General features: G+C 70.5%; 26 protein-coding genes and 1 pseudogene. 13 read left to right on the forward strand and 14 right to left on the reverse strand.

The window, feature by feature from the left end:
• Positions 1–30: 30 nt before the first annotated feature.
• Entirely contained in the window at positions 31–579 is a 549-nt protein-coding gene (locus tag L6E10_RS13705) for a LysE/ArgO family amino acid transporter (RefSeq protein WP_236220119.1), read from the reverse strand.
• Between the two features lie 99 nt (positions 580–678).
• On the opposite strand from L6E10_RS13705, the gene L6E10_RS13710 reads away from it, so the two are divergent.
• The 8 genes from L6E10_RS13710 to L6E10_RS13745 all read left to right on the forward strand — a co-directional run bounded on the left by L6E10_RS13710 (position 679) and on the right by L6E10_RS13745 (position 5,399).
• Complete coding sequence (locus tag L6E10_RS13710) at positions 679–1,536, forward strand: LysR family transcriptional regulator ArgP (protein ID WP_236220120.1); 858 nt, start codon at positions 679–681, stop codon at positions 1,534–1,536.
• A gap of 66 nt (positions 1,537–1,602) precedes the next feature.
• A complete protein-coding gene (locus L6E10_RS13715; protein WP_236219891.1) occupies positions 1,603–1,944 on the forward strand; it encodes a hypothetical protein in 342 nt (113 codons plus the stop codon).
• Positions 1,945–1,972: 28 nt separating this feature from the next.
• Positions 1,973–2,698 carry an SDR family NAD(P)-dependent oxidoreductase gene (locus tag L6E10_RS13720; RefSeq protein ID WP_236220121.1) on the forward strand — a complete coding sequence of 242 codons (726 nt, stop codon included), beginning with the start codon at positions 1,973–1,975 and terminating at the stop codon, positions 2,696–2,698.
• Positions 2,699–2,778: 80 nt separating this feature from the next.
• The gene (locus L6E10_RS13725) at positions 2,779–3,486 is read left to right on the forward strand and encodes a DUF998 domain-containing protein (RefSeq protein ID WP_236219892.1); all 708 of its coding nucleotides are present in this window, start codon (positions 2,779–2,781) and stop codon (positions 3,484–3,486) included.
• Positions 3,411–3,821, forward strand: a complete 411-nt coding sequence (locus tag L6E10_RS13730) for a YbjN domain-containing protein (RefSeq protein ID WP_236219893.1) — start codon at positions 3,411–3,413, stop codon at positions 3,819–3,821. Before L6E10_RS13725 ends, L6E10_RS13730 begins: the two co-directional genes overlap by 76 nt.
• Positions 3,821–4,387 carry a TIGR03086 family metal-binding protein gene (locus L6E10_RS13735; RefSeq protein WP_236219894.1) on the forward strand — a complete coding sequence of 189 codons (567 nt, stop codon included), beginning with the start codon at positions 3,821–3,823 and terminating at the stop codon, positions 4,385–4,387. Before L6E10_RS13730 ends, L6E10_RS13735 begins: the two co-directional genes overlap by 1 nt.
• 11 nt (positions 4,388–4,398) lie before the next feature.
• Entirely contained in the window at positions 4,399–4,737 is a 339-nt protein-coding gene (locus L6E10_RS13740; protein WP_236219895.1) for a hypothetical protein, read from the forward strand.
• 80 nt (positions 4,738–4,817) lie between these two features.
• On the forward strand, positions 4,818–5,399 hold the full coding sequence (locus tag L6E10_RS13745) for a type II secretion system F family protein (protein WP_236219896.1): 582 nt from the start codon (positions 4,818–4,820) through the stop codon (positions 5,397–5,399).
• A gap of 129 nt (positions 5,400–5,528) precedes the next feature.
• Here L6E10_RS13745 and L6E10_RS13750 read toward each other — a convergent pair whose 3' ends face one another.
• Positions 5,529–6,293, reverse strand: coding sequence for a class I SAM-dependent methyltransferase (locus L6E10_RS13750; RefSeq protein WP_236219897.1), 765 nt, complete (start codon positions 6,291–6,293; stop codon positions 5,529–5,531).
• Positions 6,286–6,516, reverse strand: coding sequence for a hypothetical protein (locus L6E10_RS13755; RefSeq protein ID WP_236219898.1), 231 nt, complete (start codon positions 6,514–6,516; stop codon positions 6,286–6,288). Before L6E10_RS13755 ends, L6E10_RS13750 begins: the two co-directional genes overlap by 8 nt.
• A gap of 31 nt (positions 6,517–6,547) precedes the next feature.
• On the opposite strand from L6E10_RS13755, the gene L6E10_RS13760 reads away from it, so the two are divergent.
• Positions 6,548–6,880: a cellulase family glycosylhydrolase gene (locus tag L6E10_RS13760; protein ID WP_236219899.1), complete on the forward strand. Its 333-nt coding sequence runs from the start codon at positions 6,548–6,550 to the stop codon at positions 6,878–6,880.
• Positions 6,840–6,947 (forward strand): glycoside hydrolase family 5 protein, encoded by a 108-nt coding sequence (locus L6E10_RS13765; protein WP_236219900.1) that lies wholly within the window; start codon positions 6,840–6,842, stop codon positions 6,945–6,947. The genes L6E10_RS13760 and L6E10_RS13765 overlap by 41 nt, the downstream gene beginning before the upstream one ends.
• A 202-nt stretch (positions 6,948–7,149) precedes the next feature.
• On the opposite strand, the gene L6E10_RS13770 is transcribed toward L6E10_RS13765, so the two are convergent.
• The 3 genes from L6E10_RS13770 to L6E10_RS13780 form a co-directional block, all read right to left on the reverse strand.
• The gene (locus L6E10_RS13770) at positions 7,150–8,628 is read right to left on the reverse strand and encodes a glutamate--cysteine ligase (RefSeq protein WP_236219901.1); all 1,479 of its coding nucleotides are present in this window, start codon (positions 8,626–8,628) and stop codon (positions 7,150–7,152) included.
• Between the two features lie 212 nt (positions 8,629–8,840).
• Entirely contained in the window at positions 8,841–9,491 is a 651-nt protein-coding gene (locus L6E10_RS13775) for a 4'-phosphopantetheinyl transferase superfamily protein (RefSeq protein ID WP_236219902.1), read from the reverse strand.
• A complete protein-coding gene (locus tag L6E10_RS13780) occupies positions 9,488–10,306 on the reverse strand; it encodes a metallophosphoesterase (RefSeq protein ID WP_236219903.1) in 819 nt (272 codons plus the stop codon). The genes L6E10_RS13775 and L6E10_RS13780 overlap by 4 nt, the downstream gene beginning before the upstream one ends.
• A gap of 659 nt (positions 10,307–10,965) precedes the next feature.
• Between L6E10_RS13780 and L6E10_RS13785 the strand changes: the two are divergent.
• Positions 10,966–11,319 (forward strand): annotated as a pseudogene (locus L6E10_RS13785) (transposase); the annotation flags it as partial.
• Between the two features lie 234 nt (positions 11,320–11,553).
• On the opposite strand, the gene L6E10_RS13790 reads toward L6E10_RS13785, so the two are convergent.
• The 5 genes from L6E10_RS13790 to L6E10_RS13810 all read right to left on the reverse strand — a co-directional run bounded on the left by L6E10_RS13790 (position 11,554) and on the right by L6E10_RS13810 (position 16,340).
• Positions 11,554–12,729: a sensor histidine kinase gene (locus L6E10_RS13790; protein WP_236219904.1), complete on the reverse strand. Its 1,176-nt coding sequence runs from the start codon at positions 12,727–12,729 to the stop codon at positions 11,554–11,556.
• Positions 12,730–12,742: 13 nt separating this feature from the next.
• On the reverse strand, positions 12,743–14,485 hold the full coding sequence (locus L6E10_RS13795) for a cation acetate symporter (RefSeq protein ID WP_236219905.1): 1,743 nt from the start codon (positions 14,483–14,485) through the stop codon (positions 12,743–12,745).
• Positions 14,482–14,856: a hypothetical protein gene (locus tag L6E10_RS13800; RefSeq protein ID WP_236219906.1), complete on the reverse strand. Its 375-nt coding sequence runs from the start codon at positions 14,854–14,856 to the stop codon at positions 14,482–14,484. Before L6E10_RS13800 ends, L6E10_RS13795 begins: the two co-directional genes overlap by 4 nt.
• 23 nt (positions 14,857–14,879) lie before the next feature.
• A complete protein-coding gene (locus tag L6E10_RS13805) occupies positions 14,880–15,806 on the reverse strand; it encodes a LytTR family DNA-binding domain-containing protein (protein ID WP_236219907.1) in 927 nt (308 codons plus the stop codon).
• Positions 15,807–16,052: 246 nt separating this feature from the next.
• Positions 16,053–16,340: a hypothetical protein gene (locus L6E10_RS13810; protein WP_090097958.1), complete on the reverse strand. Its 288-nt coding sequence runs from the start codon at positions 16,338–16,340 to the stop codon at positions 16,053–16,055.
• Between the two features lie 255 nt (positions 16,341–16,595).
• Here L6E10_RS13810 and L6E10_RS13815 point away from each other — a divergent pair, with 255 nt between their 5' ends.
• On the forward strand, positions 16,596–17,939 hold the full coding sequence (locus L6E10_RS13815) for a hypothetical protein (protein ID WP_236219908.1): 1,344 nt from the start codon (positions 16,596–16,598) through the stop codon (positions 17,937–17,939).
• 7 nt (positions 17,940–17,946) lie between these two features.
• On the opposite strand, the gene L6E10_RS13820 is transcribed toward L6E10_RS13815, so the two are convergent.
• Together L6E10_RS13820 and L6E10_RS13825 are read right to left on the reverse strand one after the other, a co-directional pair.
• Positions 17,947–20,439 (reverse strand): RNA helicase, encoded by a 2,493-nt coding sequence (locus tag L6E10_RS13820; RefSeq protein ID WP_236219909.1) that lies wholly within the window; start codon positions 20,437–20,439, stop codon positions 17,947–17,949.
• 10 nt (positions 20,440–20,449) lie between these two features.
• Entirely contained in the window at positions 20,450–21,784 is a 1,335-nt protein-coding gene (locus L6E10_RS13825) for a glutamine synthetase family protein (protein ID WP_236219910.1), read from the reverse strand.
• Between the two features lie 364 nt (positions 21,785–22,148).
• Between L6E10_RS13825 and L6E10_RS13830 the strand changes: the two genes are divergently transcribed.
• A complete protein-coding gene (locus L6E10_RS13830; protein ID WP_236219911.1) occupies positions 22,149–22,664 on the forward strand; it encodes a MarR family winged helix-turn-helix transcriptional regulator in 516 nt (171 codons plus the stop codon).
• Between the two features lie 336 nt (positions 22,665–23,000).
• Here L6E10_RS13830 and L6E10_RS13835 read toward each other — a convergent pair whose 3' ends face one another.
• Complete coding sequence (locus tag L6E10_RS13835; protein WP_236219912.1) at positions 23,001–24,350, reverse strand: aminotransferase class V-fold PLP-dependent enzyme; 1,350 nt, start codon at positions 24,348–24,350, stop codon at positions 23,001–23,003.
• Between the last annotated feature and the right edge of the window lie 14 nt (positions 24,351–24,364).

The following is a 24,364-nucleotide window of genomic DNA, read 5'->3' on the forward strand; positions in this document are numbered from 1 at the left end:
CGGCCATCCCGGTCGCGCCCGCTCACCACTTCACCACCCGGCGATCAGGGTCACCCCGAGAGTGATCATCACGGCCGCGATCAGGCCGTCGAGGACCCGCCACGCGCGGGGTCGCGCGAACAGCGGGCTGAGCAGCCGGGCGCCGAAACCGAGCGCGACGAACCACGTGACGCTCGCCGTCACCGCGCCGACGCCGAAGAGCCACCGGCCGGCCGCGATGGAGCCGAGCAGCAGCAGCGTGTCGAGGTAGACGTGCGGGTTGAGCCACGTCAGCGCCAGCGCCGTCAGCACGGGCCGTCCGCTCGTCCGGGTTCCGGCGTCGAGCGCGGACGGCCGGAACGCCCGCCGTGCCGCCAGGAACCCGTACCCCAGCAGGAAAGTCCCGCCCACGACGGCCGCGATCGTGATCGCCCGCGGGAACGCCCGCACGATCGCGCCGAATCCGGCGACGCCCACCGCGACCAGGATCGCGTCCGAGAGGGCGCACACGGCGACGACCCGCGCGACCGCGTGCCGGCGAAGTCCTTGGCGCAGCACGAAAGCGTTCTGCGCGCCGATCGCGACGATCAGGGTCATCATGGTGCCGAAGCCGAGGAACAGGTCTTTCACGCCGTCCACGGTATTGACGCGTTCTTGATGAGACCAGCTACAGGTTCTTACGTATCATTAGCGTCCGTGATGGATCTCGACCTGGTGCGCACGCTGCTCGCGGTCGTCGACGCGGGCACGTTCGACGCGGCGGCGGCAGCGCTGCACATCACGCCTTCCGCTGTCTCGCAACGCATCAAGGCGCTGGAACAGCGCACCGGCCGCGTCCTGCTCGTGCGGGCGCGCCCGGTGAGGCTGACGCCGTCCGGCGAGGTGCTGGTCCGCTACGGTCGGCAACTGCTGGCCCTCGACCAGGACCTCGGGGCGGCGCTCGGCGAGGACGCCGTGGTGCGCGTGCCGATCGCGGTCAACGCCGACTCGCTAGCCACGTGGTTCCTGCCCGCCCTGCAACGGGTTCCGCCCGGCCTGAGGATCTCGTTCGACCTCCACCGCGAGGACCAGGACCACACGACCGCGCTCCTGCGGCAGGGCGTGGTGATGGCCGCGGTGACGTCCTCGCGCGAACCGGTGGCGGGCTGCTCGGTGCGCAAGCTCGGCGACATCCGCTACGCGGCCATGGCCTCGCGGTCCTTCCAGGACGGGCACCGCGACGGCCCGCTGAAGTCGTGGCTGCCCTCCGCCCCGGTCGTGGTGTTCGACCGCAACGACGACCTGCAGGACCGCTTCGTGCGCACCCTGACCCGCGGCCGCGGTGCCTCCGAGCACCGCCACCACGTGCCGTCGTCCGAGGTGTACGTGCGGGCGGTCGTGGCGGGCCTCGGCTGGGGGATGGTGCCGCCGCAGCAGCTGCAGGAGGGGCTGGTGGACCTGGCACCGGGACGCACGATCTCCGTGCCGCTGTACTGGCAGCAGTGGAAGCTCGACTCGCCGGCGCTGAACGCGGTGGCGGAGGCCGTGGCCGCCGAGGCGGCGGTCGCGCTCCGCTGAGCCGTGCCGCTCGGGCGACGACGTGGTGCACACTGGCGGTTCCCGTGCGACCCGGAGGACCGAGCCGTGCCCGACCGGCCTGAGATCGTCTGCATCTGCGGCTCCACCCGGTTCGTGGAGGAGATGCGTGCGGCGAACCGCGACCTGACCCTCGCGGGTGTCATCGTCGTCGCACCGGGCGAGACGGGCGGGGTGGTCACCGACGCGCAGAGGGCCGCGCTCGACGCGCTCCACCTGCGCAAGATCGACCTGGCCGACCGGGTGCTGGTCGTCAACCCCGGCGGGTACGTCGGCGAGTCCACGAGCAGGGAGATCGCCCATGCCCGCTCCACCGGCAAGCCGGTCTCGTTCACCGACCCCGTTCCGCCGGATCGCCGCGCTCCGGCGGACGGCGACGTTCCCGGCTGACTACGCTGACCGGATGACCGGCGAACCCATGAACCTCGACGGGAAGACCGCTGTCATCTACGGCGCGGGCACGATCGGCGGTGCGATCGCGCAGGCCTTCATCGAGGCGGGGGCCGAGGTCCACCTGGCCGCACGCTCCGAGCCCGCTCTCAGGGCGAAGGCCGAGCGGCTCGGGGCGAAGTACGCCGTGGTCGACGCCCTGGACGAACGGGCGGTGGACGAGCACGCGGCCGCGTTCGAGCGGATCGACATCTCGGTCAACGTCATCTCCGACAACGACGTCCAGGGCACGCCGCTGCACGAGATGAGCGTCGACGACTACCTGAGTCCCGTGGTCACGAACGTCCGCTCGAAGTTCCTCACCTCTCGCGCCGCCGCACGGCACATGGTCCGGCAGAAGAGCGGCGTCATCCTGTTCTTCGGCGGCGGCGGTGACGGGTCGGTGCACCGGCGCTGGCACCTCGGAGGGCTGGTCACGGCGTTCGACGCGGTCGAGTCGCTGCGCAGGCAGCTCGCGGCGGAGCTGGGGCCGCACGGGGTCCGGGCGGTGACGCTGCAGACCGGCGGCATCCCCGAGTCGATCCCGGCGGAGCTCCGCGACCGGGTGGAACCGGACCTGGTCGGGCAGACGGTGCTCGGACGGGCGGCGACGCTGCGGGACGTGGGCAGGGTCGCGGTGTTCGCCGCCTCGGACTGGGGGCGCACGATCACGGGATCGCAGGTCAACATCACCTGCGGCAGCGTCCTCGCGTAGAGCTGTCGCCAGCCCGGGCGGAAACTGTCGGGTTCCTGAATCCAGGAACCCCGCGCACCGGCCGGGGCGTTGTCCGAGGTGTGCTGATACCTCGTCTCGCCGCCACCGGCGGTTCGCTCGCCGTCGTCGTGACCGTGGCCATGGTCGGTCTGCTGGACCTGACCGTCGGGCCGCTGCGGCGCACGATCAGCGAGTACGCGCTGGGTGAGTACCGGCCGGTCTTCGACGTCGCGGTGGTGCTGCTCGCGGCCGGGTCGCTCGCGATCCTCCACGTGCTCGTGCACAAGGGCCTGACGAGGTGGCGGTCGACAGGGGCTATCGCGTTGAGCCTGTGGTCCGTGGGCCTGTTCCTGGTCGTGGTGTTCCCCAAGACGAACTGGGCGATGGGCACCAACGAGGTCAGCGGCAGCATCCACCGGTTCGGCAGCATGCTGGCGTTCGTCAGCCTGCCGATCGCGATCATCGCGCTGGCGAGGCCGTGGCTGAAGGACCACGTGTGGGGGCGACACGCCAGGTGGACGATGGCGTCCGGGTTGTTGAGCATCGTCGCGTTCATGCCGCTGCTCTACGCCATTGCGCTAAGCGTGGTCTCGGACGTTCGGTGGTGGCGCGTGTTCCCGTTGGGCTACATCGAGAGGATCTTGCTCATCGCCGAGGTCGGCGCCGTGCTCGTCATCGGGCTGTGGTCGATCGCGGCCAGTAGGGTTGCGCCATGGCGAGTTGGGGAGACCTCGCGGATTACGTCCGCGCCACGTACGACGTCATCCACGACGACGGTGAGGAGCTGAGGATCCTCTGCACCTTCGGGGACGTGGAGGAGGACGAGGACGACCGCACGCAGGTCGTGATCATCGTCCGGGAAGTGCTGGACAAGATGCACGAGTGGGTGCAGATCGCCTCCCCGTGCGGGCTGGCCTCGCAGGTGGACCTGCGCGCGGTGCTGGAGGAGGTGGGCAACTCCACGGTCGCCTGCGGTCTCGCGATCATGGGCGAACACGTCGTGGTCCGGCACTCGCTGCCGCTGACCGACCTCGACATCCACGAGTTCACCGACCCGTTGCAGCTGCTGGCCGGAACCGCGGACTCGCTCGAGGAGCAGTTCTGGGGAGGTGACGGGTACTGATGTACGACCTGACCCCTGCGGCCGACCGGCTGGCCGACGTGGTGCGCAACGTGACCGACGGCGACCTGAAGGCGCCGACACCCTGTCCCGGCTACACGGTCGGGGACCTGCTCGACCACGTGAACGGCCTGGCGGTCGCGTTCACGCTGGCGGCGAGGAAGACCCCGTTGCAGGGCACGGCTTCCGGTGACGCGGCACGGCTGCCGCTCGACTTCCGCGAGTCGATCCCGCAGCGGCTCGGCGAGCTGGCCAGGGCCTGGCAGGTGCCGGCGGCGTGGGAGGGCATGACCGCGGCGGGCGGTGTCGACCTGCCCGGTGAGGTCGCCGCCGCCGTGGCGCTGGACGAGGTCGTGCTGCACGGCTGGGACCTCGCGCGGGCCACCGGTCAGCCGTTCGAGGTCGAGGAAGGCCTGCTCGAGGTCGTGCACGGCTTCGTGTCGTCCATCGGCCCGGACGACCGCGACAGCTCGCTCTTCGGGCCCGCGGTCGAGGTGGACTCGAATTCTCCTCTGCTGGACCGTGTCCTGGGCCTCAGTGGGCGCGACCCGAAGTGGCACCTAGGTTAGGCTCTCCTAACGTGAGAGCCATTACGGTGCAGGTTCGGGCAGGGCTGGGCGTGGGACGTCTGGCCGCCGCCATGGAGTCCCTGGTGGAACTGCATCCCGAACTGTGTCGTTCCGGCTTCGCGCACCACGAGGTCGCCGACCCCGCCGCCGCCACCCCCGCCGCCCTCGCGGAGGCGGAGGCGGGGCTCGACCTCCAGAGCGGTGTGCTGATGCACGTCGTGTGGCTCGACGCCGGGCCCGTGCGGTCCGGCCGGATCGTGCTGGTGCTGCACGACATCGTGGCCGACCGGCTGCCGCGGGTGCTGCCGTGGCTCGTGCAGGCCTGGAAGCAGCCGGCGCTCGTCAGCTGACCCTGTGGTTCTTGCCGAATAGTGGACAGTCGGTGCGAACGCGCCACAGGCCGATCCGCTTTGCCGCAACGTTGGTCCTCGTGGCAGGAGACGACGAGCGGTACCTGGCGGACCGGCTCGACCAGGTGCACAGGGCCATGCGCCGAGGTGACGTCGACGACGTGCTGCGGCAGGTCGGTCATGTGCGCGGCGAGAGCGACCCGCAGACCGCCGACACCCTGATGCGGCTCGCCCTCGACCGCGAGCTCGAGGAGTCGCGCAAGAAGATCCGGCTCTGGATGGCGGTCGCGATCGTCCTGGCGGTGGGCGCCGCGATCACCATCGCCGTGGTCCTGCCGAAGACGAGGCTCGGCACCGTCGCCGACACCGCGACCACGGTGACGCAGACGGTGGTGTCGACGGTGCCGGTCCCGGTGGCCACGCCCAGCGCACCGGGTTCCTCGGTCGTCCCTCCCGTGCCGGCGCCGGACGGGTCGAACTTCACCGTGCTGCACGAGCTGACGGACATCACCATGGGCGGTCCGATCTGCGGCGAGGTCGACGAGGGCAAACTCGACATCGACGATCTCGCACCCAACCACCGGACCGCGAGCATCTCGACCTGCACCAGGCAGTTCAAGCTCGACCCGCGGGCGGCAGGTACATCGCCAAGGCTCCTCTGACGCAGCCCACCGCCGGGGAGTGCGCGACGCAGTCCAAGCGCGGCTCTCAGACGTCGTGGGACAACGACGAGGTGAAGGCGGGCGAGTTCGCGGTGTGCGTGACGTCGAAGAAGGGCAACGTCGCCTGGGTCAGAGTTGCCAGGGTGGACGTCCAAGGCCGGATGACCCTCCAGGTCGTCGTGTGGGCGCCGAGGCAGCGCTGACCTTCCGCGCCACGAACACGTGCTCGCGTCCCGGCCGGTCCGGGGCGTCGCGCACGTCCACGACCTCGAACCCGCACGCCACCAGGCTGTCCTCGACCTCGGCGCGCGACCGGAACCGCAGCGTCGAGTCCGAGGCGACCTCCGTGCCGTCCGGGAACCGGTAGGTGTGGCGGAACGAGACGAACGGCAGGTCCACGCCGAGCAGCTCGCGCCGTTCCTCCACCCCGTCCACCACCCGGTGCGTGGTCTCCGCCCAGCCCTCCCAGGCCCGGGCCTCGAGCCGCCGCGTCTCGAACACCAGGTGCCCTCCCGGCCGCAGCGCGCCGTGCACGCCTCGCAGCGCCGCTTCCCAGTCGTCGCCCAGGAACACCTGCGCCACGTTCGCCGTCATCGTCGCGAGGTCGGCCCGCAACGGGGGCAGACCGGTCGCGTCGCCGTGGAGCCACGTGACGCGGGAGTCCTTGGCCCGGGCGAGCTCCAGCGAGGCCAGTGCGGGTTCGACGCCGACGACCGAGAACCCGGCGTCGGCCAGCAGGACGCCGAAACAGCCCGTGCCGCACCCGATGTCGAGCACCGAGCGGGCGCCGAGCTCGGCCGCGATCGCGAGGTACGGGTCCAGGTCGTCGCGCGGACCGTCGAAGGCGTCGTAGAGGCGGGCCAGCCGCGGGTCGGCGAAAAGCGCGTCAGGCATGCCACATCCCGGATCCGACGACGAAGGGCCTCAGCAACTCGATCACCTCTCTATCCGGTCGTCCGTGCAGTTCCTCTTCCGCGACCCGGCGCGCGATGCCCGCCAGGAAGTCGGCCACCTGCACGCGGGCGTCCTGCCGCGAGTCCGCCAGGGTCAGGCTCCTCAGCCGTGGCGCGGCCTGCTCGAGCTGCCGGATCCGGCCGCCGGTCAGCGACAGCGTCAACGACTGGAACGCGGACTTCCTCCGCGTCGCCATGGACGTCGCGGCCGGTGAGGGCGGCTACGAGACGAACCCTCGCTACTTCACCGACCTCATGCACAGCTACATCGAGGAGGCGACCCGCCGCGGCGTCTACGTCCTGATCGACTGGCACCAGCTCGACCCGGGCGACCCCAACGCCCACACGTCCCAGGCGAAGACGTCCTTCACCGAGATCGCGCAGCGCCACAAGGACAAGACGAACCTGATCTACGACATCGCGAACGAGCCAACGACCACCGGGACGGTCACCTCGCCGCGTTGGACCGCGTGTCCAGCCAGTGCCGGTGTTCGTGACCGAGTTCGGCACGCAGCAGGCGAGTGGTGACGGCCCGAACGACTTCACCACGTCCCAGAAGTACGTCGACCTGATGGCCCGCAAGAAGATCTCGTAGGCCAACTGGAACTTCTCCGACGACTTCCGGTCCGGCGCGGTGTTCAAGTCCGGCACGTGCTCGGGCAGCGGCTTCAGCGGAACCGGTGTGCTGAAGCCGGCCGGTGTCCGGGTGCGCGACCGCGTCCACACCCCGGACGCCTTCCCGACCTCCTGACCACCTGAACGGGCGGGGTGGCCGCCGCGGCGGCCACCCCGCCCCCTCACGTCAGGGGCCAGGTGTGCACGGGTTCGTTGGCGTGCATGAGGTCGACGTAGGTCTTCAGCATTGTGCGCAGCGCGTCCGCCCGGTCCAGGTGCGAGTGGTCGTAGTGCCGGTGGAACTCCCGGGCCTGCCAGGTGGCGCCGTTCACACCGCTGAGGCAGCGCTGCTCGATGACGCCCAGCAGGCGGTCGCGCTCCGCCGAGTCGACGCCCCACCGGATCAGGCCCTCGTGGGCGAGGGGGAGCAGCCGCCGCAGCACCAGCTCGACCACCGGCACCGTGCCGACGCCGGGCCAGTACATCTGCGCGTCCATGCCGTTGCGCGAGGCGGCGTTGAAGTTCTCCTCGGCCGCCTGGAAGCTCATCTGCGACCACAGTGGACGCTCGTCCTCGGCCAGCGCCCGCACCAGCCCGAAGTACAGGGCGGCGTTCGCGAGGGTGTCCACGACGGTCGGCCCCGCGGGCAGCACCCGGTTCTCGACGCGCAGGTGCGGACGGTCGCGCACGACGTCGTAGACCGGCCGGTTCCAGCGGTAGATGGTGCCGTTGTGCAGCTTCAGCTCGCTCAACGAGGGCGTGTCGCCCTTGTCGAGCACCGCGAGGGGGTCTTCCTCGTCGGTGATGGGCAGCAGCGCGGGGAAGTAGCGGACGTTCTCCTCGAACAGGTCGAAGATCGAGTTGATCCACCGCTCGCCGAACCACACCCGCGGCCGCACGCCCTGCGCCTTGAGCTCGTCCCCGCGCGTGTCCGTGGCCTGCTGGAAGAGCGCGATCCGCGTCTCCCGCCACAGCTCCTTGCCGAGGAAGAACGGCGAGTTCGCGCCCACCGCCACCTGCACGCCCGCGATGGCCTGGGCGGCGTTCCAGTAGGCGGGGAACTGCTCCGGGCTGACCTGCAGGTGCAGCTGCGTGCTCGTGCAGGCGGCCTCGGGGACGATCGAGCTCGACGTGAGGTGCAGGCGCTCGACGCCGTCGATGGCGATCTGCAGGTCCTCGCCCCGCGCGGCCAGGACCTGCTCGTTGAGCAACGCGTAGCGGGGGTTGCCCGACAGCAGGTCGGGCGAGATGTCCTTCGAGCGCAACGTCGGCAGGATGCCGTTGATCACCATGTGCGCGCCGACCTCGCGCGCCTTCTGCTCGGCGTCGTTGAGGCTGCGGCGCACGGTTTCCTCGAACGCCGTGATGCCCCCGCCCGCGAGCCGGCGCGGAGCCACGTTGATCTCGATGTTCCACTGGCCGAGCTCGGTCACGAAGTCCGGGTCGTCGATGACGTTGAGGGCCTCGTGGTTCTTCATCGCGGGGTCGCCGTGCTCGTCGATGAGGTTGATCTCGATCTCCAGGCCGGTCATCGGCCTCTCGAAGTCGAACCTGGCCTCACGCAGCATCCTGGCGAACACGTCGAGGCACCGCCGCACCTTGGTGCGGTAGCGCGTGCGGTCCTCGCGCGTGAACTCGTGCTTCGCGACGTCCTCGCCCATGGTGGCCTCCCGGCGGTCGGTCGAGGGTTCACCTCACCACTGTGCACCATGGTTGATCAATCCGACACTCGTGTGCGGTGATCCGGAACGTTCCGGTCAGGCCGGCACGGTGGTCGGAGGGGGCACCGTTGGGGCTGAGGTGCGCAGGTCACCGCCCGCGAGCCGTGCCGGTGAGCACGACGCCGGCCTGGTGCTGACCGCCCTCGCCGGAGCTACGACCCGGAAGGCACCGCGATCGCCGTGACCAGCACGTCGCCCTGCACGAGCCAGCGGCCGTCGAACCCCGCGACGGGGGTGTCGGCCAGCAGGACGCGCGAGTGGAACGTGCCGTCCGGGCGCAGCGTGATGTCGGCGTCCTCGAAGCCGAGCCACCGGTTCGTGATCGGGAACCACGCCTTGTAGGTGCTCTCCTTGGCGCTGAACAGCAGGCGGTCCCAGCAGATCTTCGGGTCCTCCGCCCTCAGCCCCGGCATGCGCTCCAGCTCGGCCGGGACCGCGATCGCGCCCAGCACGCCGTCCGGCGCGGGAGCGTGCGGCTCGGCGTCGATGCCGATGGTCCGGAAGTCGGCACTCCTCGCGAGCGCCGCGGCCCGGTAGCCGGTGCAGTGCGTGAGGCTGCCGACGACGCCCGCCGGCCACAGCGGCTCGCGCTTCGGACCCGGCAGGATCGGGGCGGGCCCGAAGCCGAGGTCGCGCAGGGCCTCGCGGGCGCACGCGCGGGCGGTGCCGAACTCGTGCCGGCGCTTGGGCACGGCGTTGGCGATCAGCAGCGCCTCCTCGGGGAAGAGCTCGACCGGCTGCTCGTCGTCGTAGCGTTCCACCGCCGCGATGGGCGGGGGCAGGAGCTGTTCCAGCACGGTCACGACTCCCGAAGCACGTCGTGCAGCTTCACGTGCGTGATGCCGCGCGGTTTCCACTCGCGCGGGTAGCCGAGCGAGACCTCGTCGAAGCGCACGCCGTCGTAATGCGTCGTGCGGGGGATGTGCAGGTGGCCGTAGACCATCTCGACGGCGTTGAACCGCCGGTGCCAGTCCGCGGTCAGCGTCGTGCCGCACCACAGCGCGAACTCGGGGTAGCGCAGCACGAACGTGGGGTCGCGCACCAGCGGGTAGTGGTTGATCAGCACGGTCGGGCCGTCGATCCGCGCGAGCCTCTCCGCGGTCTCCTCCACCCGCGCCTCGCACCACGCCTCGCGGGACGGGTACGGGTCGGGGTGCAGGAAGTACTCGTCCGTGCACACCACTCCGGCCTCGTGCGCGATGGCGAGGGCGGACTTCACGTCCGTGGCACCTTGTGGCCTGAACGAGTAGTCGTAACCGAGGAACAGCGGACAGACAGTGACCGGCCCGCCCTCGCCCGGGAACGTGACGTACGGGTCTTCCGGCGTGATCACGTCGAGGCTGCGGCAGAGTTCCACGAGCTGCTTGTAGCGCATCTCGCCGCGGGACTGGTTGGCGTCGTCCTTGGTGGTCCAGAGCTCGTGGTTGCCCGGCGACCAGATCACCCGGCCGAACCGCGGGCGCAGCGTGCGGAGCGTCCACTCGATGGAGTCGAACTTCTCGGCCACGTCCCCGGCGATGATCAGCCAGTCGCCTTCCGCGGACGGCGCGATCGCCTCCACGACGTCGCGGTTCTCCTGGTAGGAGACGTGCAGATCGCTGGTCGCCAAGAGCTTCACACCTCGAACGGTAGCCGTGGCGTCAACGAACCCGATCACCGCGTCCGGACGAGTCGGCGCGAATCACCCATAAGGGGAACGCGTGACACGACCGGTTATCCGTTCGTCGCAGACAGTGCGCCACTCGTCTCAACAGGGAGAGCCGTGCATCGGCACCGCACGTCCGCTCATCGCCTATCCCGGCCTACCTACTTACCTGTTTCGTAAACGTCTTCTTACTGTGAGTGCTGTCACCTGACGGAAAAGTCCTGGCGGAGGACCACACCATGACCGACTCGCAGCAGTTCGCACGCACATCGGACCCGCGCCTCGCGCGCCAGGTCCCGCCCCGCCAGGTGCCAGGACGCCCCGTCCCGCCCCACCAGGCTCAGGTCCCGGTCCGCTACGGCCAGCCGGTCGACCCGCGCCTCGCCGGCACCCCGTCGTTCCGCCGCACCGTCGGCGCCGAGATCGCGCGCCACGCCCAGCAGGCCTACGCCGTCCCGCCGCGCCGCACCACGGCCGAGGACACCGCCCTGGCCACCCTGCTCCGCTCCCGCCAGCGCGCCGAGTCCGCCCGCCAGGACACGCGGCCCGCCGACGTCGCGCCGCGCACGGAGAGCTGGATGCGCTCCTCCGCGTGGCCCGAGTCGAGCGTCGAGCCCGGCCGCGGTGACGTCATCGAACAGCTCTCGGCCCGCCTCGTGCCGGCGAACCTGTGGGCGGTCGTCGAGCCGCTCATCCCGCCGGCCAAGGTGCGGCGGCAGGGCGGCGGGCGCGGGCGCGTGTCCAACCGGGCCGTGTTCACCGCGATCGTGTTCGTGTTGTCGTCGGGATGCGCGTGGCGGCATCTGCCGGCGTCGTTCGGGGTGACCGTGCCCACCGTGCACCGGCGGTTCCAGGAGTGGACCGACCTGGGGTTGTGGGTCCGGCTGCGGCGGGCCGCGGCCGAGGGCGCGTGCTCCGGGGACGAGCTGGCGTGGATCCGGGCGGTGCTGGACGCCGCTGACCGGCGGGCGGCGAAGGCCGCCAGCTGAGGGGGTGGCTTCGCCGGGGCCGCCCTGCGGAAGGGCGGCCCCGGCGAGTTGTTCCGCGGGGCGGGCCGGTGGCTGTTCCGGCGGAGGGTCACCTTCGGAGTGACGTCACCTCGGTACCGCTCGTCAGACAGGTCTGGTCGTCGGCTTCCCGTGACTGTCAGACCCCATTACTAGATTGGGTCGCGGGGGAGCCGGCACACGAGGGGACCCCTGCGCGAGCCCGCTCTGGCGTCACATCCCGTTGATCCCGGCCTGGTACTTCGGGACCCGGACGGTGATCTTCGTGCCCAGCCCCAGGGCGGTCTCCACCACCAGGCCGTACTCGTCGCCGTACACCCGCCGCAGCCGCTCGTCGATGTTGCCCAGGCCGATGCCCGCGGACTCGTCCACCTGGCCGGCCAGGGTGCGGCGGAGCTTCTCGGGGTCCATGCCGATGCCGTCGTCCTCGATCGTGATGTGGGCTTCGGCGCCGCCGTCGTCCGCGTAGATCTGGATGTGGCCCGGTTCCACCTTGCCCTCCATGCCGTGGCGCACGGCGTTCTCCACGAGGGGTTGCAGGCAGAGGAACGGCACGGTGACCGGGAGGACCTCGGGGGCGACCTGGAGGGTGACCCTCAGGCGTTCGCCGAAGCGGGCTCGTTCGAGGGCCAGGTACTGGTCGATGGAGCGGAGCTCCTCGGCCAGGGTGGTGAAGTCGCCGTGGCGGCGGAACGAGTAGCGGGTGAAGTCCGCGAAGTCGAGGAGGAGCGTGCGGGCGCGTTCCGGGTTGGTGCGGACGTACGAGGCGATGGCGGACAGCGAGTTGTAGATGAAGTGCGGCGAGATCTGGGCTCGCAGGGCTCGCACCTCCGCTTCCACCAGGCGGGTCCGGGAGCGGTCCAGCTCGGCGAGTTCCAGTTGGCCCGCCGCCCAGCGGGCCACCTGGTTCGTGGCGCGGACGAGACCCGCCGATGCTTCGCGGGAGTAGGCGGCGAGGGTGCCCACCACGCGGCCTTCCACGGTCAGAGGGGCCACCACGGCGCAGTTGATCGGGCAGTTCGGCTCGGAGCAGCCTATGTCGAACGCCTGGGTGCGGCCGGTCAGGAAGACGTCCTCCGCCTGCGCCATGGCCTCGTGGGCGTGGTGGTCGGAGACGCCTTCCCACGCCACGACCTCCGTCTCGTCGGTGAGGGCGAGGGCGGGGGTGTCGAGCAGCGTGCGCAGGTGCCGCGCGGACTTCTTCGCCGCGTCGGGGACGAGGCCCGCCCGGAGTGGCGGGGCGGCGGACCAGGCCGTGTGCAGGGTTTCGTAGGTGACGCGTTGTGCTTCGGTCGAGAGCGACTGCCTGTTGCGGGTGCCCCGCCACAGGACGAGCACCGCCGAGCCGCCCACGACCAGGATCGCGGCGGCGGTGAGGAAGTCCGCCATTTCACGCCACCTTCTAGCTTCGCTCTTCGCCCGAGTGCGGGCCGGAGCTGTCGAGCCCGAGGTTCTCGGGCGCGTGGAGCTTGACCATCGTGCGCTGCACCCCGGACGGCACGTGGCGCTGGGTGAGCAGCGAGACGACGTACATGACCGCGAAGCCGAGCGGCGCGGTCCAGGCCGCCGGGCGGGAGAGCAGGATCTCGTACCAGGCGTCGCCGGTGTCGGTGAACATCGTGACGAGGCCCGCGGTCAGGGCGGGCAGGCCGCCGGCGAGCATGCCGGCGATCGCGCCGACGGTCGTGATGCGCGACGACCAGATCCCCAGCATCAGCAACGGGCACAGGGAGGACGCCGCCACCGCGAACGCCAGGCCGACCATGTCCGCCACGGGCATCCCGGTCGACACGAACGTCATCGCGAGCGGCACGAGGCCCGCCAGCACCGTCGACACGCGGAAGCCGCGCACGCCGCCCAGGCGCAGCACGTCCTGGGAGAGCACGCCGGCCAGCGACACGACCAGGCCGGACGACGTCGAGAGGAACGCCGCGAAGGCGCCGCCCGCCACCAGGGCACCGAGCAGTTCGCCGCCCACGCCGTCGATCATGCGCGTCGGCAGCACGAGCACCACGGCGTCGGTCTGGCCCGTCATCAGCAGTTCGGGCGTGTAGATGCGGCCGAGCGCGCCGTAAATCGGCGGCATCAGGTAGAAGACGGACAGCAGGCCGAGCACGATCAACGTCGTGCGGCGCGCGGCCGTGCCGTTCGGGTTCGTGTAGAAGCGCACGATCACGTGCGGCAGGCCCATCGTGCCGAGGAACGTCGCGATGATGAGTGAATAGGCCCCGTACAACGGGAAGTCCGCGCCGCTCGACATCGGCAGCGACCACATTTCGTTCGTGTTGTGCGCCATGGAGGACAGGTGCGGGACGGCGGCGTCCTTCGGGAACACGAACTCCGAGCCCTGCCCGATGCGGTGGTAGCCCTCGGCGAGCAGCACCGCGGCGTTCTCGACGCGTGCGCCGTCGACCTCGCCCGTGCCCTTCACGACGATCGGCCGCTCGGCGTGGACCACCGTCGGGCGCTGGAAGGAGACCTCGGTGTCCTGCCGGAACGCCGGGAACTCCGGCTTGGTCAGCGACTGGGCGCCGTGCACCTGCCAGACGATCACCAGGAACACGATCGGCACGGTGATCGCGGTGAGCTTGAACCAGTACTGGAAGGCCTGCACGAACGTGATCGACCGCATTCCGCCGGACATCACGTTCGCCGTCACGACGACCGTCACGATCAGCGCGCCCACCCAGTCCGGTGCGCCCGTGACGGTGTTCAGGGTCAGACCGGCGCCTTCGAGCTGCGGCAGCAGGTAGAGCCAGCCGATCGCGAGCGCCAGCACCGACGCGACCGCGCGCACGCCCCGCGAGCGGAACCGGGCCTCGGCGAAGTCCGGCAGCGTGTAGGCGCCCGAACGCCGCAACGGCGCCGCGACCATCGTCAGCAGCACCAGGTACCCGGCGGTGTAGCCGACCGGGAACCACAGCATGTCCGGCCCGTACGCGAAGATCAGCCCGGCGATGCCGACGAACGACGCCGCCGAGAGGTACTCGCCGCCGATCGCGGAGGCGTTCCACCACGGTGACACCGTGCGTGACGCGACGTAGAAGTCCGACGTGGTGCGGGAAACGCGCAAGCCGTAGGTGCCGACCAGGATCGCACCCAGTACGACGACCACCACCGCCACGATGGCGTAGCCACTCGTCATGGACGTTCGACCAGCTCCGCGAACTCGCGTTCACTGCGCTCGGCCTGCCGCACGTAGAACCAGCCGGCCAGCAGCAGCATCGGGAACGTCGCCACGCACAGCAGGAACCACGGCAGCCCGAGACCGAGCACCCGGAACTTCCCGAGCTCCGGCTCGATCGCGAACAGCAGCGGCAACAGCCCCAGCGCGCCGCACGCCACCAGGCACACCGACAGGCCGAGGCGTCGTTGCGCCCGGATCAGCGTGCGCATGTAGACGGCACCGAGCTCGCTCTGCTCCTTGATCTCGCGCGTGCCCGAGTACGGGCGGCGCGCGCGGGGCGCCCGCGTGCGCGGGCTCGTCACCACCACGCGCTGGGTCGGCTTCGGCACCGGCCGCCGGGGTGGTGGCGCCGTCACGACCCCAGCCCGTTCCTGGGCTGCTGCGCCGCTCCGGTGGAGGCGGTCTGGCCCGCGACGGGAGCCGGGCGGGCGCGGCGGACCAGCAGTTGGCGCAGGTGCCGGGCGTGCCGGCGGCTGACCGGCAGCACCGCGCCGCCGATCGTGACGCTGAGGTGGCCCTCCTCGAGGCGCAGCTCGTCGATGTGGCCGAGCGACACCAGGTGGCTGCGGTGGATGCGGACGAACCCGGCGCTGCGCCAGCGTTCCTCCAGGCCGTTCAACGCCGCGCGCACCAGGCCGCTGCCGGTCGCGGTGTGCAGGCGGGCGTAGTCGCCGTGCGCCTCCACGTACCGGATGTCGGCGAGGCGGATGAACCGGGTGACGCCGCCGAGTTCGACGGGGATGACCTCGTCCCCCATCTCCGGCGGCGTGGAGTTCGCGGGCTGCGCCGGCGCCGGGGCGGTGGACTCGCCGGACGTCTTCGCGGCGTTCTTCGCGTCCCACACCTCGTGCACGATGCGGTGCACGGACTCTGCAAGCCGTTCGGGACGCACGGGCTTGAGCAGGTAGTCGAGGGCCTTGAGCTCGAACGCCTCGACGGCGGGTTGGTGGTGCGCCGTCACGAACACGACGGGCGGCGGCTGCGCGAACCGGGACAGCACGCGGGCGAGGTCGAGACCGTCGAGCCCCGGCATGCGGATGTCGAGGAACACCGCGTCCAACGGCTGACCGGCGTCCATCGCGCGGTGCAGCACGCGGAGCGCCTTCGTGGCGTCGGTGACCGCCTCGACGTGGGCGATGCGCGGATCGGAGCGCAACAGGTACACGAGGTCTTCCAGGGCCGGTGCCTCGTCGTCGACGGCGAGCACCCGCAACGAGCGTTCGAGGCCGCCACGTCGATCAGGCCCCTCGCAGATGGGGCAGGGCAGACCTGAGGTCATTCGAGATCGAGTCCAAACTGTGTACGGCCGATCCTCCCGTGCGGCGATCAGACCGTGCTGCGGTCGTCACGTGCCCGGAGAGCCGAGGGCGTCGGATACGCGATCATGCACCGTCACGGAGGGTGACCCGGCCTGGGGGTCTGGTAGCACCGTGTGAGCACTACGTGACCCCCTTTCGACCGTGTGAACCCGATCGGCCGCATCATCCGCCAGGTGGGCGACACGCCGGAACCCTCCGATCGGGTGTCAGGACTGCCGGACCGCCCGCGGCTGGGCCGCCAGCGCGTCACCGAGCGTGATCTCCAGCTCGATGAACGACTCCTCGGCACGGCGGGCGGCGACGCTCACGGAAGCGGCGGCGGCCGGGCCGATCAGTCTGCGGGTGGGCGCGCGCAGCGCCCCGATGGCCTCGGACCACTGGTTCGACAGCTTGGCGAGGCCGCTCAGCGTGTCGACGAGCTCGTCGGTGGTGTCCGGCGGCGATGCGATGATCTCCGCCAGCCGGTCGCGCAGGGCGTCCAGTGCCGGGTCCACTTCGTCCTCCAGTCGGCTGCGCCCGGGAATTCCCAGGCAATTCCCCAGTGCGCCTCACCATATCCCGGCCACCGCGTCCCCGTGCAATGGTGTTGCCCCCAACGGCTCCACGCGGTCAATCGATTGGCATTCCGCCGCGGGGATTGCGTCTCAAATGGGGCGCGCTTTTGCGCCGGACCGGAAAAAGCGGCTTTTCAGGTGACTTCCGGCGGGCGGCCGGGTATGACTGGGGTTCGGCCGATCTGGGGGGATGCGGTGAAGTATTTCGTGGTTCAGGACGGTGGCCGGTTCCCGTGCGCTCTCGTGCGGGTGGACGGCGACCGGGAGCAGCGGCTGGCCGGCACGGGCGAGTGGGTCGCCTCCGCGGTTCTCGCCGCGCCCGAACCGGCGTGGACGGTCGCGGAGGTCGGGAGCCACGTGTTCTACGACCACGTGTACGAGGCCATGCGTGAGGCGAGGGCCGGACTGCCGTGCGTGGCGGTGATCTCGACGACCTTCCGCGTCGACGAGTTCGTCAACGTGACGGCGGTGATGCGCCGGCGGGACGGGGTGGAGGAGTGGCTCGGCCACCACCTCACCCCGGACAACGTCTGGCGAGCCGGGAAACGCGCCTACCGGGGATCGCTCTGGTTGCCGATCAGCGAGGAGGAGCTCGCGCGCCACCAATGGGCGGCGATCCGGCCGTCGTGGTTCGTGGTGCGCGAGGAGAGCGGCCGGCTGCACGCGGTGGTCAGGAAGATCCCGTCGGCGGAAGAGGCTTTCACACGCGACCTGCGCTGGGTTCCCTCCGACCTGCTCGGCCGCGACGACCTCCGGGTGGAGGAGCTCGACCGCGTCGACTCCGGCAGGGCGCTGGAGGAGATCGAGCTCGAGGTGCGCCGCGAACGGCTGCGGGGCGGCCCCGAGTACTTCACGGTGGAGGACAGGACATTCGGCTCCGGGGGTGTCCTGTGCGTGATCAGGCGGACCGGGTCGGTGGAGGAGGTCCACACCGGGGCGTCCGGCTGGGCGCCCTCGGAGCTGCTCGCCGAGGTCGAACAGCGCAAGCGGCACTACCGCCACCGCGCCGTGTCCGCCGAGGAGGCCGAGGCGGTCATCGCGGGACGGTCCGGCCGCCGGTGCTTCCTGCTGCTGGACGCACCGGGCGAGCTCCCGCTGCCGCTCGCGGTGGTCCGGGTCGACGGGAATCGCGAGGAGGCGTTCACCCGCGACCTGGTGTGGACCCCGTCGGACCTGATGGCGCGGGTGGCGCGGCGGCCGGGGGTGCGGGTCGAGGAAGTCCTGCCCGGCTTCGAGGTGAACCACGCCTTCATGATGGCCAGCAGGATCCGCCATGAGAGGCAGCGGACCGCCTGGCCGCAGGACGGGCACCGGTACTACGCGTTCTTCCCCGACCGCGCCGCGGCGCTCGACCTCGCGAACCTGGACCATCTGCACCGCACCGGGCGCTGGGGACGCGCCGAGTACCGCGGGGACGGCGAGTGGCACTCCACGCACTGGGCGCTGGAGGACTACGACCGGGGCACGCGCGACGGCGAGTACCTGCCCGTCAGCCCCGACGAGGCCCGGTGGCTGACGGGACTCCTCGACGACCGCTGAACACCGGTCAGAGGCGGCCGACGTCCGTGACGACCACGACCGCCTCGCCGAGCTCGTCCGACGCCGCCAGGTCGACCTCGGCGTTGAAACCCCAGTCCTTGTCCCCGGCCGGGTCCTCGAAGATCTGCCGGCACACCCAGCGCTCGGGCTCAACGTTGATGATCAGGAACGCCGGGCCGCGCGCGTTCGGGCCCGCGCCGATGTCCGAGTGCTCCTCGAAGTAGGGCTCCAGCGCGTCCATCCACTCCTTGGCCGTCCAGCCCGACTCGTGGTCGAGCTCGCCCAGGGAGTACCAGTCGCGCCGGGCGGCCAGCTCGACGCGGCGGAACAGGGCGTTGCGGACGAGCACGCGGAACGCGCGGACGTTGCGGGTCACGGCCGGCGGCAGGTCGACCCGGACCTCGGCCGGGACCGCGTCGTCTCCGGGGTTCGTGAGCTTCTCCCACTCGTCGATCAGCGACGAGTCGACCTGGCGGACCAGCTCGCCGAGCCACGAGATCAGGTCCTGCAGCTCCTCGGTCTTCGCCTCCTCCGGCACCGTCTGCGACAGCGCCTTGTAGGCGTCGGCCAGGTACCGCAGGACGAGGCCCTCGGAGCGTGCGAGGCCGTAGAACGACACGTACTCCGTGAACGTCATCGCGCGCTCGTACATGTCGCGCACGACGGCCTTGGGGGACAGCGAGTAGTCGCCGACCCACGGGTGGCCGCGGCGGTAGGTCAGGAACGCGGCGTCGAGCAGCTCGGCGAGCGGCTTCGGGTACGTGACCTCGTCCAGCAGCTCCATGCGCTGGTCGTACTCGATGCCGTCGGCCTTCATCGCGCCGATCGCCTCGCCGCGGGCCTTGTGCTCCTGCGCGCCCAGGATCTGCCGCGGGTCGTCCAAAGTGGACTCGATCACCGACAGCACGTCCAGCGCGTAACCGGGCGCCTCGCGGTCGAGCAGCTCGATCGCGGCCAGTGCGAACGGGGAGAGCGGCTGGTTCAGCGCGAAGTTGAACTGCAGGTCGACGGTCAGGCGGAAGTCGTCGCCGTCGCGCTCCACGACACCCGCCGCCACCAGCGCCCGGTACATCGCGAGCGCGCGGCGGATGTGCCTGAGCTGCTTCGGGCGGTCCTCGTGGTTGTCCTCGAGCAGGTGCCGCATCGCCTGGAACGCGCCGCCGCCGGGGCGGCCGATCACGTTGAGCAGCATGGCGTGCGAGACCTGGAACGACGACGTCAGCGGCTCCGGTTCGGCGCCGACGAGCCGTTCGAACGTCGACTCGCTCCACGACACGAACCCGTCCGGGGCCTTCTTGCGGACGACCTTGCGGCGCTTCTTCGGGTCGTCGCCCGCCTTCGCCAGCGCCTTGATGTTCTCGACCTCGTGCTCGGGCGCCTGCACGACGACCGTGCCGACGGTGTCGTAGCCCGCGCGACCCGCCCGCCCGGCGATCTGGTGGAACTCGCGGGCCTTGAGGATGCGGGTGCGCTGGCCGTCGTACTTCGACAACGCCGTGAAGACGACCGTGCGGATCGGCACGTTGATGCCGACGCCGAGGGTGTCCGTGCCGCAGATGACCTTGAGCAGGCCTGCCTGGGCGAGCTGTTCGACCAGGCGGCGGTACTTCGGCAGCATGCCGGCGTGGTGCACGCCGATGCCGTGCCGGACCAGCCGCGACAGCGTCTTGCCGAAGCCGGAGGAGAAGCGGAAGTTGCCGATCGTCGAGGCGATCTGCTCCTTCTCCGCCTTCGTGGCGACGTTGACGCTCATCAGCGACTGCGCGCGCTCCAGCGCGGCGGCCTGTGTGAAGTGCACGACGTAGATCGGCGCCTCGCGGCCGTGGAGCAGGTCTTCGATCGTCTCGTGCAACGGCGTGGTGACGTACTGGAAGTTGAGCGGCACCGGCCGTTGCGCCGACCGGACCACCGCCGTCGGCCTGCCGGTGCGCCGCGTCAGGTCCTTCTCGAAGAACGCGACGTCGCCGAGCGTCGCCGACATCAGCAGGAACTGCGCCTGCGGCAGCTCGACGATCGGCACCTGCCAGGCCCAGCCGCGGTCGGGCTCGCTGTAGAAGTGGAACTCGTCCATCACGACCTGGCCGACGTCGGCCTCCGCGCCGTCGCGCAGCGCGATGTTCGCGAGGATCTCCGCGGTGCAGCAGATGATGGGCGCCTGGTCGTTCACCGAGGCGTCGCCGGTCATCATGCCGACGTTCTCCGGCCCGAACACCTCGCACAGGGCGAAGAACTTCTCCGAGACCAGGGCCTTGATCGGCGCGGTGTAGAAGCTGCGCTGGTTGCCCGCCATCGCGACGAGGTGGGCCCCGATGGCCACCAGGCTCTTGCCGGACCCCGTGGGGGTGCTGAGGATGACGTTGGCCCCCGAGACGAGCTCGATGACCGCCTCCTCCTGCGCCGGGTACAGCGCGAGGCCGCGCTCGGTCGCCCAGTGGGAGAAGGCGTCGAACAGTTCGTCTTCGTCGGCGATCGAGGTGAGCCGGTCCGTGAGTGCAGTCATCGCAGGTGAACTATAGGTGGTACGCGTATTCGGTGAACTCCCAGTCGGTCACGAACCGCTGGAACCGGGCCACCTCCTCCCACTTGAAGTCCACATAGGACCGCACGAAGTCCTTGCCCAGCACCTCGACCATGGCCGTGTCCTCCTCCAGGTAGGCCAGCGCGTCGGGCAGGGTGGCGGGCAGCGTCGGTGCCTTCGACGGGTCGTAGCCGTAGCCCGCCGACGGCCGCGGCGGCTCGATCCGGTCGCGAATGCCCAGGTAGGTGGCCGCGATGAGGCCGGCGATGCCGAGGTAGGGGTTCGCGCTCGCGTCGCCGAGCCGCAGCTCCAGCCGGGTCGTGTCGCCGCGCTCCGCCGGCACCCGCAGCATCGCGCTGCGGTTGTCGAGGCCCCAGTCGATCAGCCAGGGCGCGAGCGAGTCCGGCCCGAACCGCTTGTACGAGTTGACCGTGGGGTTGAGCAGCGCGGCCAGCGCCGGGGCGTGCTTGAGGATGCCGCCGATCGCCCAGCGCGCCTCCTCCGACGGGCCGCTCGCGGTGCCCGGCGCCTGGAACGCGTTGCGGCCGTCCGCCTCGTGGCAGGACAGGTGCAGGTGGAAGCCGCTGCCGCCGCCGTCGTTGAACGGCTTGGCCATGAACGTCGCCATCCGGCCTTCCCGCCTGGCCAGTTCCTTGACGCTCGTCTTGAACCGGAACGCGCGGTCGGCCGCGTCCATGGCGGAGGAATGGACGAGGTTGATCTCGAACTGCCCGCCCGCGTACTCGTGGTTCCCGCCGGTCGTCTGGAGGCCGGCGCTGCTGAGCGTCCGAAGAGTTCTCAACAGATGACCGTCGGAATCACCCCGGCGGCCGGTCGCGTACACGTTGCCCGGCGCGTCGCAGTAGGGCCGCCACCCGTTCGGGCGATCTTCATCGGGTTCGCAGAGAAAATATTCCAACTCGGGGCCGACCACCGGGTGCAGTCCGGTGGTCTCGAATATTTCCAAGGCCCTGCGCAACACCTGCCGGGGCGATTCGTCCACAGGTCTTTCGTCCGCGGGGCTCACGGCGTCGCCGATGCACCACGCCACCCCCGGCTCCCAGGGGATCGGGAGGAGCGTGTCGAGGTCCGGGACCACGGTCACGTCGGGCAGCCCGGCGTCGAGCACACCCCCGTTCTCCGTGGTCTTGCCGCCCGGAGTCGTGCTGTACACGGCCCGGCAGAACGACAGCCCGCGGTGCACAACCGCAGGTAGGTGCTCTACCAGGACGTCACGGCCCCGGTCGGTGCCGAGCAGGTCGGGGAAGACGACGCGCACCACGTCGATCCCGTCCTCGCCGAGTCTTGCCGCGAGTTCCCGTGTCACCTGTTCACCGACCACGTCGAACTACCTTTCCGGCACAGTGTGTCGCTGGCGCGGAGGGGATAACGTTGAGGAACAAACGCTATCGACCCGTCCGTGGAGCAAAGACCAGTCGGTGCTCCGCACTCATCGTCCACCACGGGGCAACAGTCCGTAACTGGACGGGTGACGACCGTCACGAGATCATGCACGATGTGGGATCGTGATCAAAGCGGTTGCGGACCGACTCGCACCACACCACAGACATAGTTCGGAACCGCAAGTATTGTGCCGGGAACACCTGAGCTCGAGCACGGGAGACTTTGAGTTGTCTGGTCACCACACGATTGCCGAGACCGAGAAAGCCGTCCAGGCCAAACTCGGTGCGGTGCCGCTGCATCGCGAGCAGATGGCGGCGGTGTCGAACATCCACCGCGCCGCGACCGCGATCCGGCAGCACCTCGAGAACTCGGTGCTGCGCACCAGCGATCTGACCTGGACCGGCTTCGTCGTGCTCTGGGTCGTGTGGATCTGGGGCGAGATGGAGACGCGCTACGTCGCCGAGGAGGCGGGGATCTCCAAGGGCACCCTGACGGGCGTCGCGAAGACGCTGCAGTCGCGGGGCCTGCTGGAACGCCTCGGCCACCCGACCGACGGGCGGCTCGCGGTCCTGCGGCTCACCCCCGAGGGTGAGGAGCTGATGGCCGACCTCTTCCCCAAGTTCAACGAGGAAGAGGTCTTCGTCAGCGACCCGCTGGAGTCGTCCGAGGCCCAGTCGCTGGCCGAGATGCTGCGCCGGATGGTCACGCACCTGGAGGCCAACGGCGAGCAGCGGCGGCTGGACCTGCGCGGCGACACGCCGCTGCCGCCTCGGCGGTCCGGGCGGCGGGCCAAGCACGGCTGATCGGCGCACCGTTCGCGGGCGACTCACCGGGGGTGAGTCGCCCAGTTCGGCGTTGGTCCGGAGCCTGGGGTGGGGCTCCGGGGCAGCTGCGGTGACTCCGGGGAGGCGTCCGCAGCGGGATGCGGGTGCTGGCCGGCTCGGGGTGGCCGGGTGCTGTTCTGGCGGAGGGGTCGCCTGCTGCGGCGACGTCACCCTTGCCGAATGATCGCCTGGGGTCCTGCATCGCGCGTGCTCGCTTCATCGCCGCTTCGCGACCGCACCCGAGGTCAAGCCCCAATCGTCGTCGTGGTTGCGCCATCACCGCTGATCAGAGCCGTATCGTCGGACGGCTCGCCGTCAGAGCAGGCTGAGCACCCGCGCGTGCAGCGTGTCGAGGTAGTCCTCGGACTCCGGCTTCATCAGCACGCTGCGCAGCACCCGTGCGCCGTCCGCGTCGGCGGTCACCTCGGGGTGGCGGGCCGCGAACGCCTCCTTCGAGGCGCGCGTCACGCTCAGGAAGACCGGGTCGAGCGGGGCGTTCATGCCGGTCTCCATGACGCGGTGCGAGGCGGCGTCCACCGCGGAGAGGCTCAGCGGGGTGGTGCGCGGGAAGTACGTGACGATGTCCAGTTCGGGTTCCTGGTACAGCTCCAGGGCGTCGGACTCGTGGATCGCCGACGCCCAGCGCACGGCTGCCCGCCGGCCCGCCGCCAGGACTTCGCCCAGGCCGTCGCGGGTCAGGGGGAGCAGGCGCAGGGTCAGCCAGAGACCCGCAGCGGCGGCGCCCGCCCGGGAGCATTCCAGGCTGATCTCGCCCAGGTGCATCTCGTCGGACGTGAAGTACGTGTACGGGGAGTCGTGCAGGTAGAAGCGGCCTACGGAGGAGTCGCGGAACAGGACCGCGCCACAGCCGTAGGGCTGCAGGCCGTGCTTGTGCGGGTCCACCACCACCGAGTCGCACTCCGCGATGGCCTCCCACGGTTCCGGTGCCAGGTCTGTGCCTGCCAGGAGGGTGAAGAAGCCTCCGTACGCCCCGTCCACGTGCACCCGTGCGTCGTAGCGGCGTGCTACGTCCAGCACGAGGTGCACCGGTTCGACGGCACCCAAAGCGGTGGTTCCCGGGGTGACCACGACCGTGCCGACCTTGCCGGTGCGCAGGAGGTCTTCCAGGGCGTCCAGGTCCATGCGGCCGCGGTCGTCCACGGGGACCGGGTGGCCCTCGATGCCGAGGACGCCGCACATGCGTGAGTGCGTGTAGTGCGCCTCGGAGGAGTAGGCGACGCCACGAGCCGGGTGCAGCGAGCGCGCCACGAAGAGGGCTTCGAGGTTCGCGATCGTGCCGCTGGAGGTGAGGTGGCCGAGGTGGCCTTCGTCATAGCCGAACATGGTCGCCAGGGACTCGACGACCTCGCGTTCCATCGCCGCGGTGGCGGGGCCGCCGTCGAGGGCGTGGTTGTTCGGGTTGATCAGCATCGCGGAGAGGTAGCCGACCACCGCCGCGGGGTGCGGGGGTTTGAGCATCTGGCCCGCGTAGCGCGGGTGGAAGAACGGGTAGTTGTCGCGCAGGCGGTCCTGCAGCTCGGCCAGCGCCGAGCCGAAGACGGCCGGGTCGACGTGCAGCGACGAGTGGGGTGTGAAGGCGCCGTACTCGGCGGTCCACTTCTCGTGGTTGGCCAGCGCCTCGTTGAGCCAGTGCTGAAGATCCACCGCACACCCCACCC

It is taken from the genome of Lentzea sp. CC55, assembly GCF_021056325.1.
GTDB lineage: Bacteria > Actinomycetota > Actinomycetes > Mycobacteriales > Pseudonocardiaceae > Lentzea > Lentzea jiangxiensis.

Excerpts from the sequence above, each read along its gene's own strand:
- L6E10_RS13770 (WP_236219901.1), bottom strand. The coding sequence starts at position 8,628 with ATGGGCGAGGACGTCGCGAAGCACGAGTTCACGCGCGAGGACCGCACG.
- L6E10_RS13730 (WP_236219893.1), top strand. The coding sequence starts at position 3,411 with ATGGCGAGTTGGGGAGACCTCGCGGATTACGTCCGCGCCACGTACGAC.
- L6E10_RS13760 (WP_236219899.1), top strand. The coding sequence starts at position 6,548 with ATGGACGTCGCGGCCGGTGAGGGCGGCTACGAGACGAACCCTCGCTAC.
- L6E10_RS13805 (WP_236219907.1), bottom strand. The coding sequence starts at position 15,806 with ATGACCTCAGGTCTGCCCTGCCCCATCTGCGAGGGGCCTGATCGACGT.
- L6E10_RS13820 (WP_236219909.1), bottom strand. The coding sequence starts at position 20,439 with ATGACTGCACTCACGGACCGGCTCACCTCGATCGCCGACGAAGACGAA.
- L6E10_RS13790 (WP_236219904.1), bottom strand. The coding sequence starts at position 12,729 with ATGGCGGACTTCCTCACCGCCGCCGCGATCCTGGTCGTGGGCGGCTCG.
- L6E10_RS13710 (WP_236220120.1), top strand. The coding sequence starts at position 679 with ATGGATCTCGACCTGGTGCGCACGCTGCTCGCGGTCGTCGACGCGGGC.
- L6E10_RS13735 (WP_236219894.1), top strand. The coding sequence starts at position 3,821 with ATGTACGACCTGACCCCTGCGGCCGACCGGCTGGCCGACGTGGTGCGC.
- L6E10_RS13705 (WP_236220119.1), bottom strand. The coding sequence starts at position 579 with ATGATGACCCTGATCGTCGCGATCGGCGCGCAGAACGCTTTCGTGCTG.
- L6E10_RS13720 (WP_236220121.1), top strand. The coding sequence starts at position 1,973 with ATGAACCTCGACGGGAAGACCGCTGTCATCTACGGCGCGGGCACGATC.
- L6E10_RS13795 (WP_236219905.1), bottom strand. The coding sequence starts at position 14,485 with ATGACGAGTGGCTACGCCATCGTGGCGGTGGTGGTCGTCGTACTGGGT.
- L6E10_RS13750 (WP_236219897.1), bottom strand. The coding sequence starts at position 6,293 with ATGCCTGACGCGCTTTTCGCCGACCCGCGGCTGGCCCGCCTCTACGAC.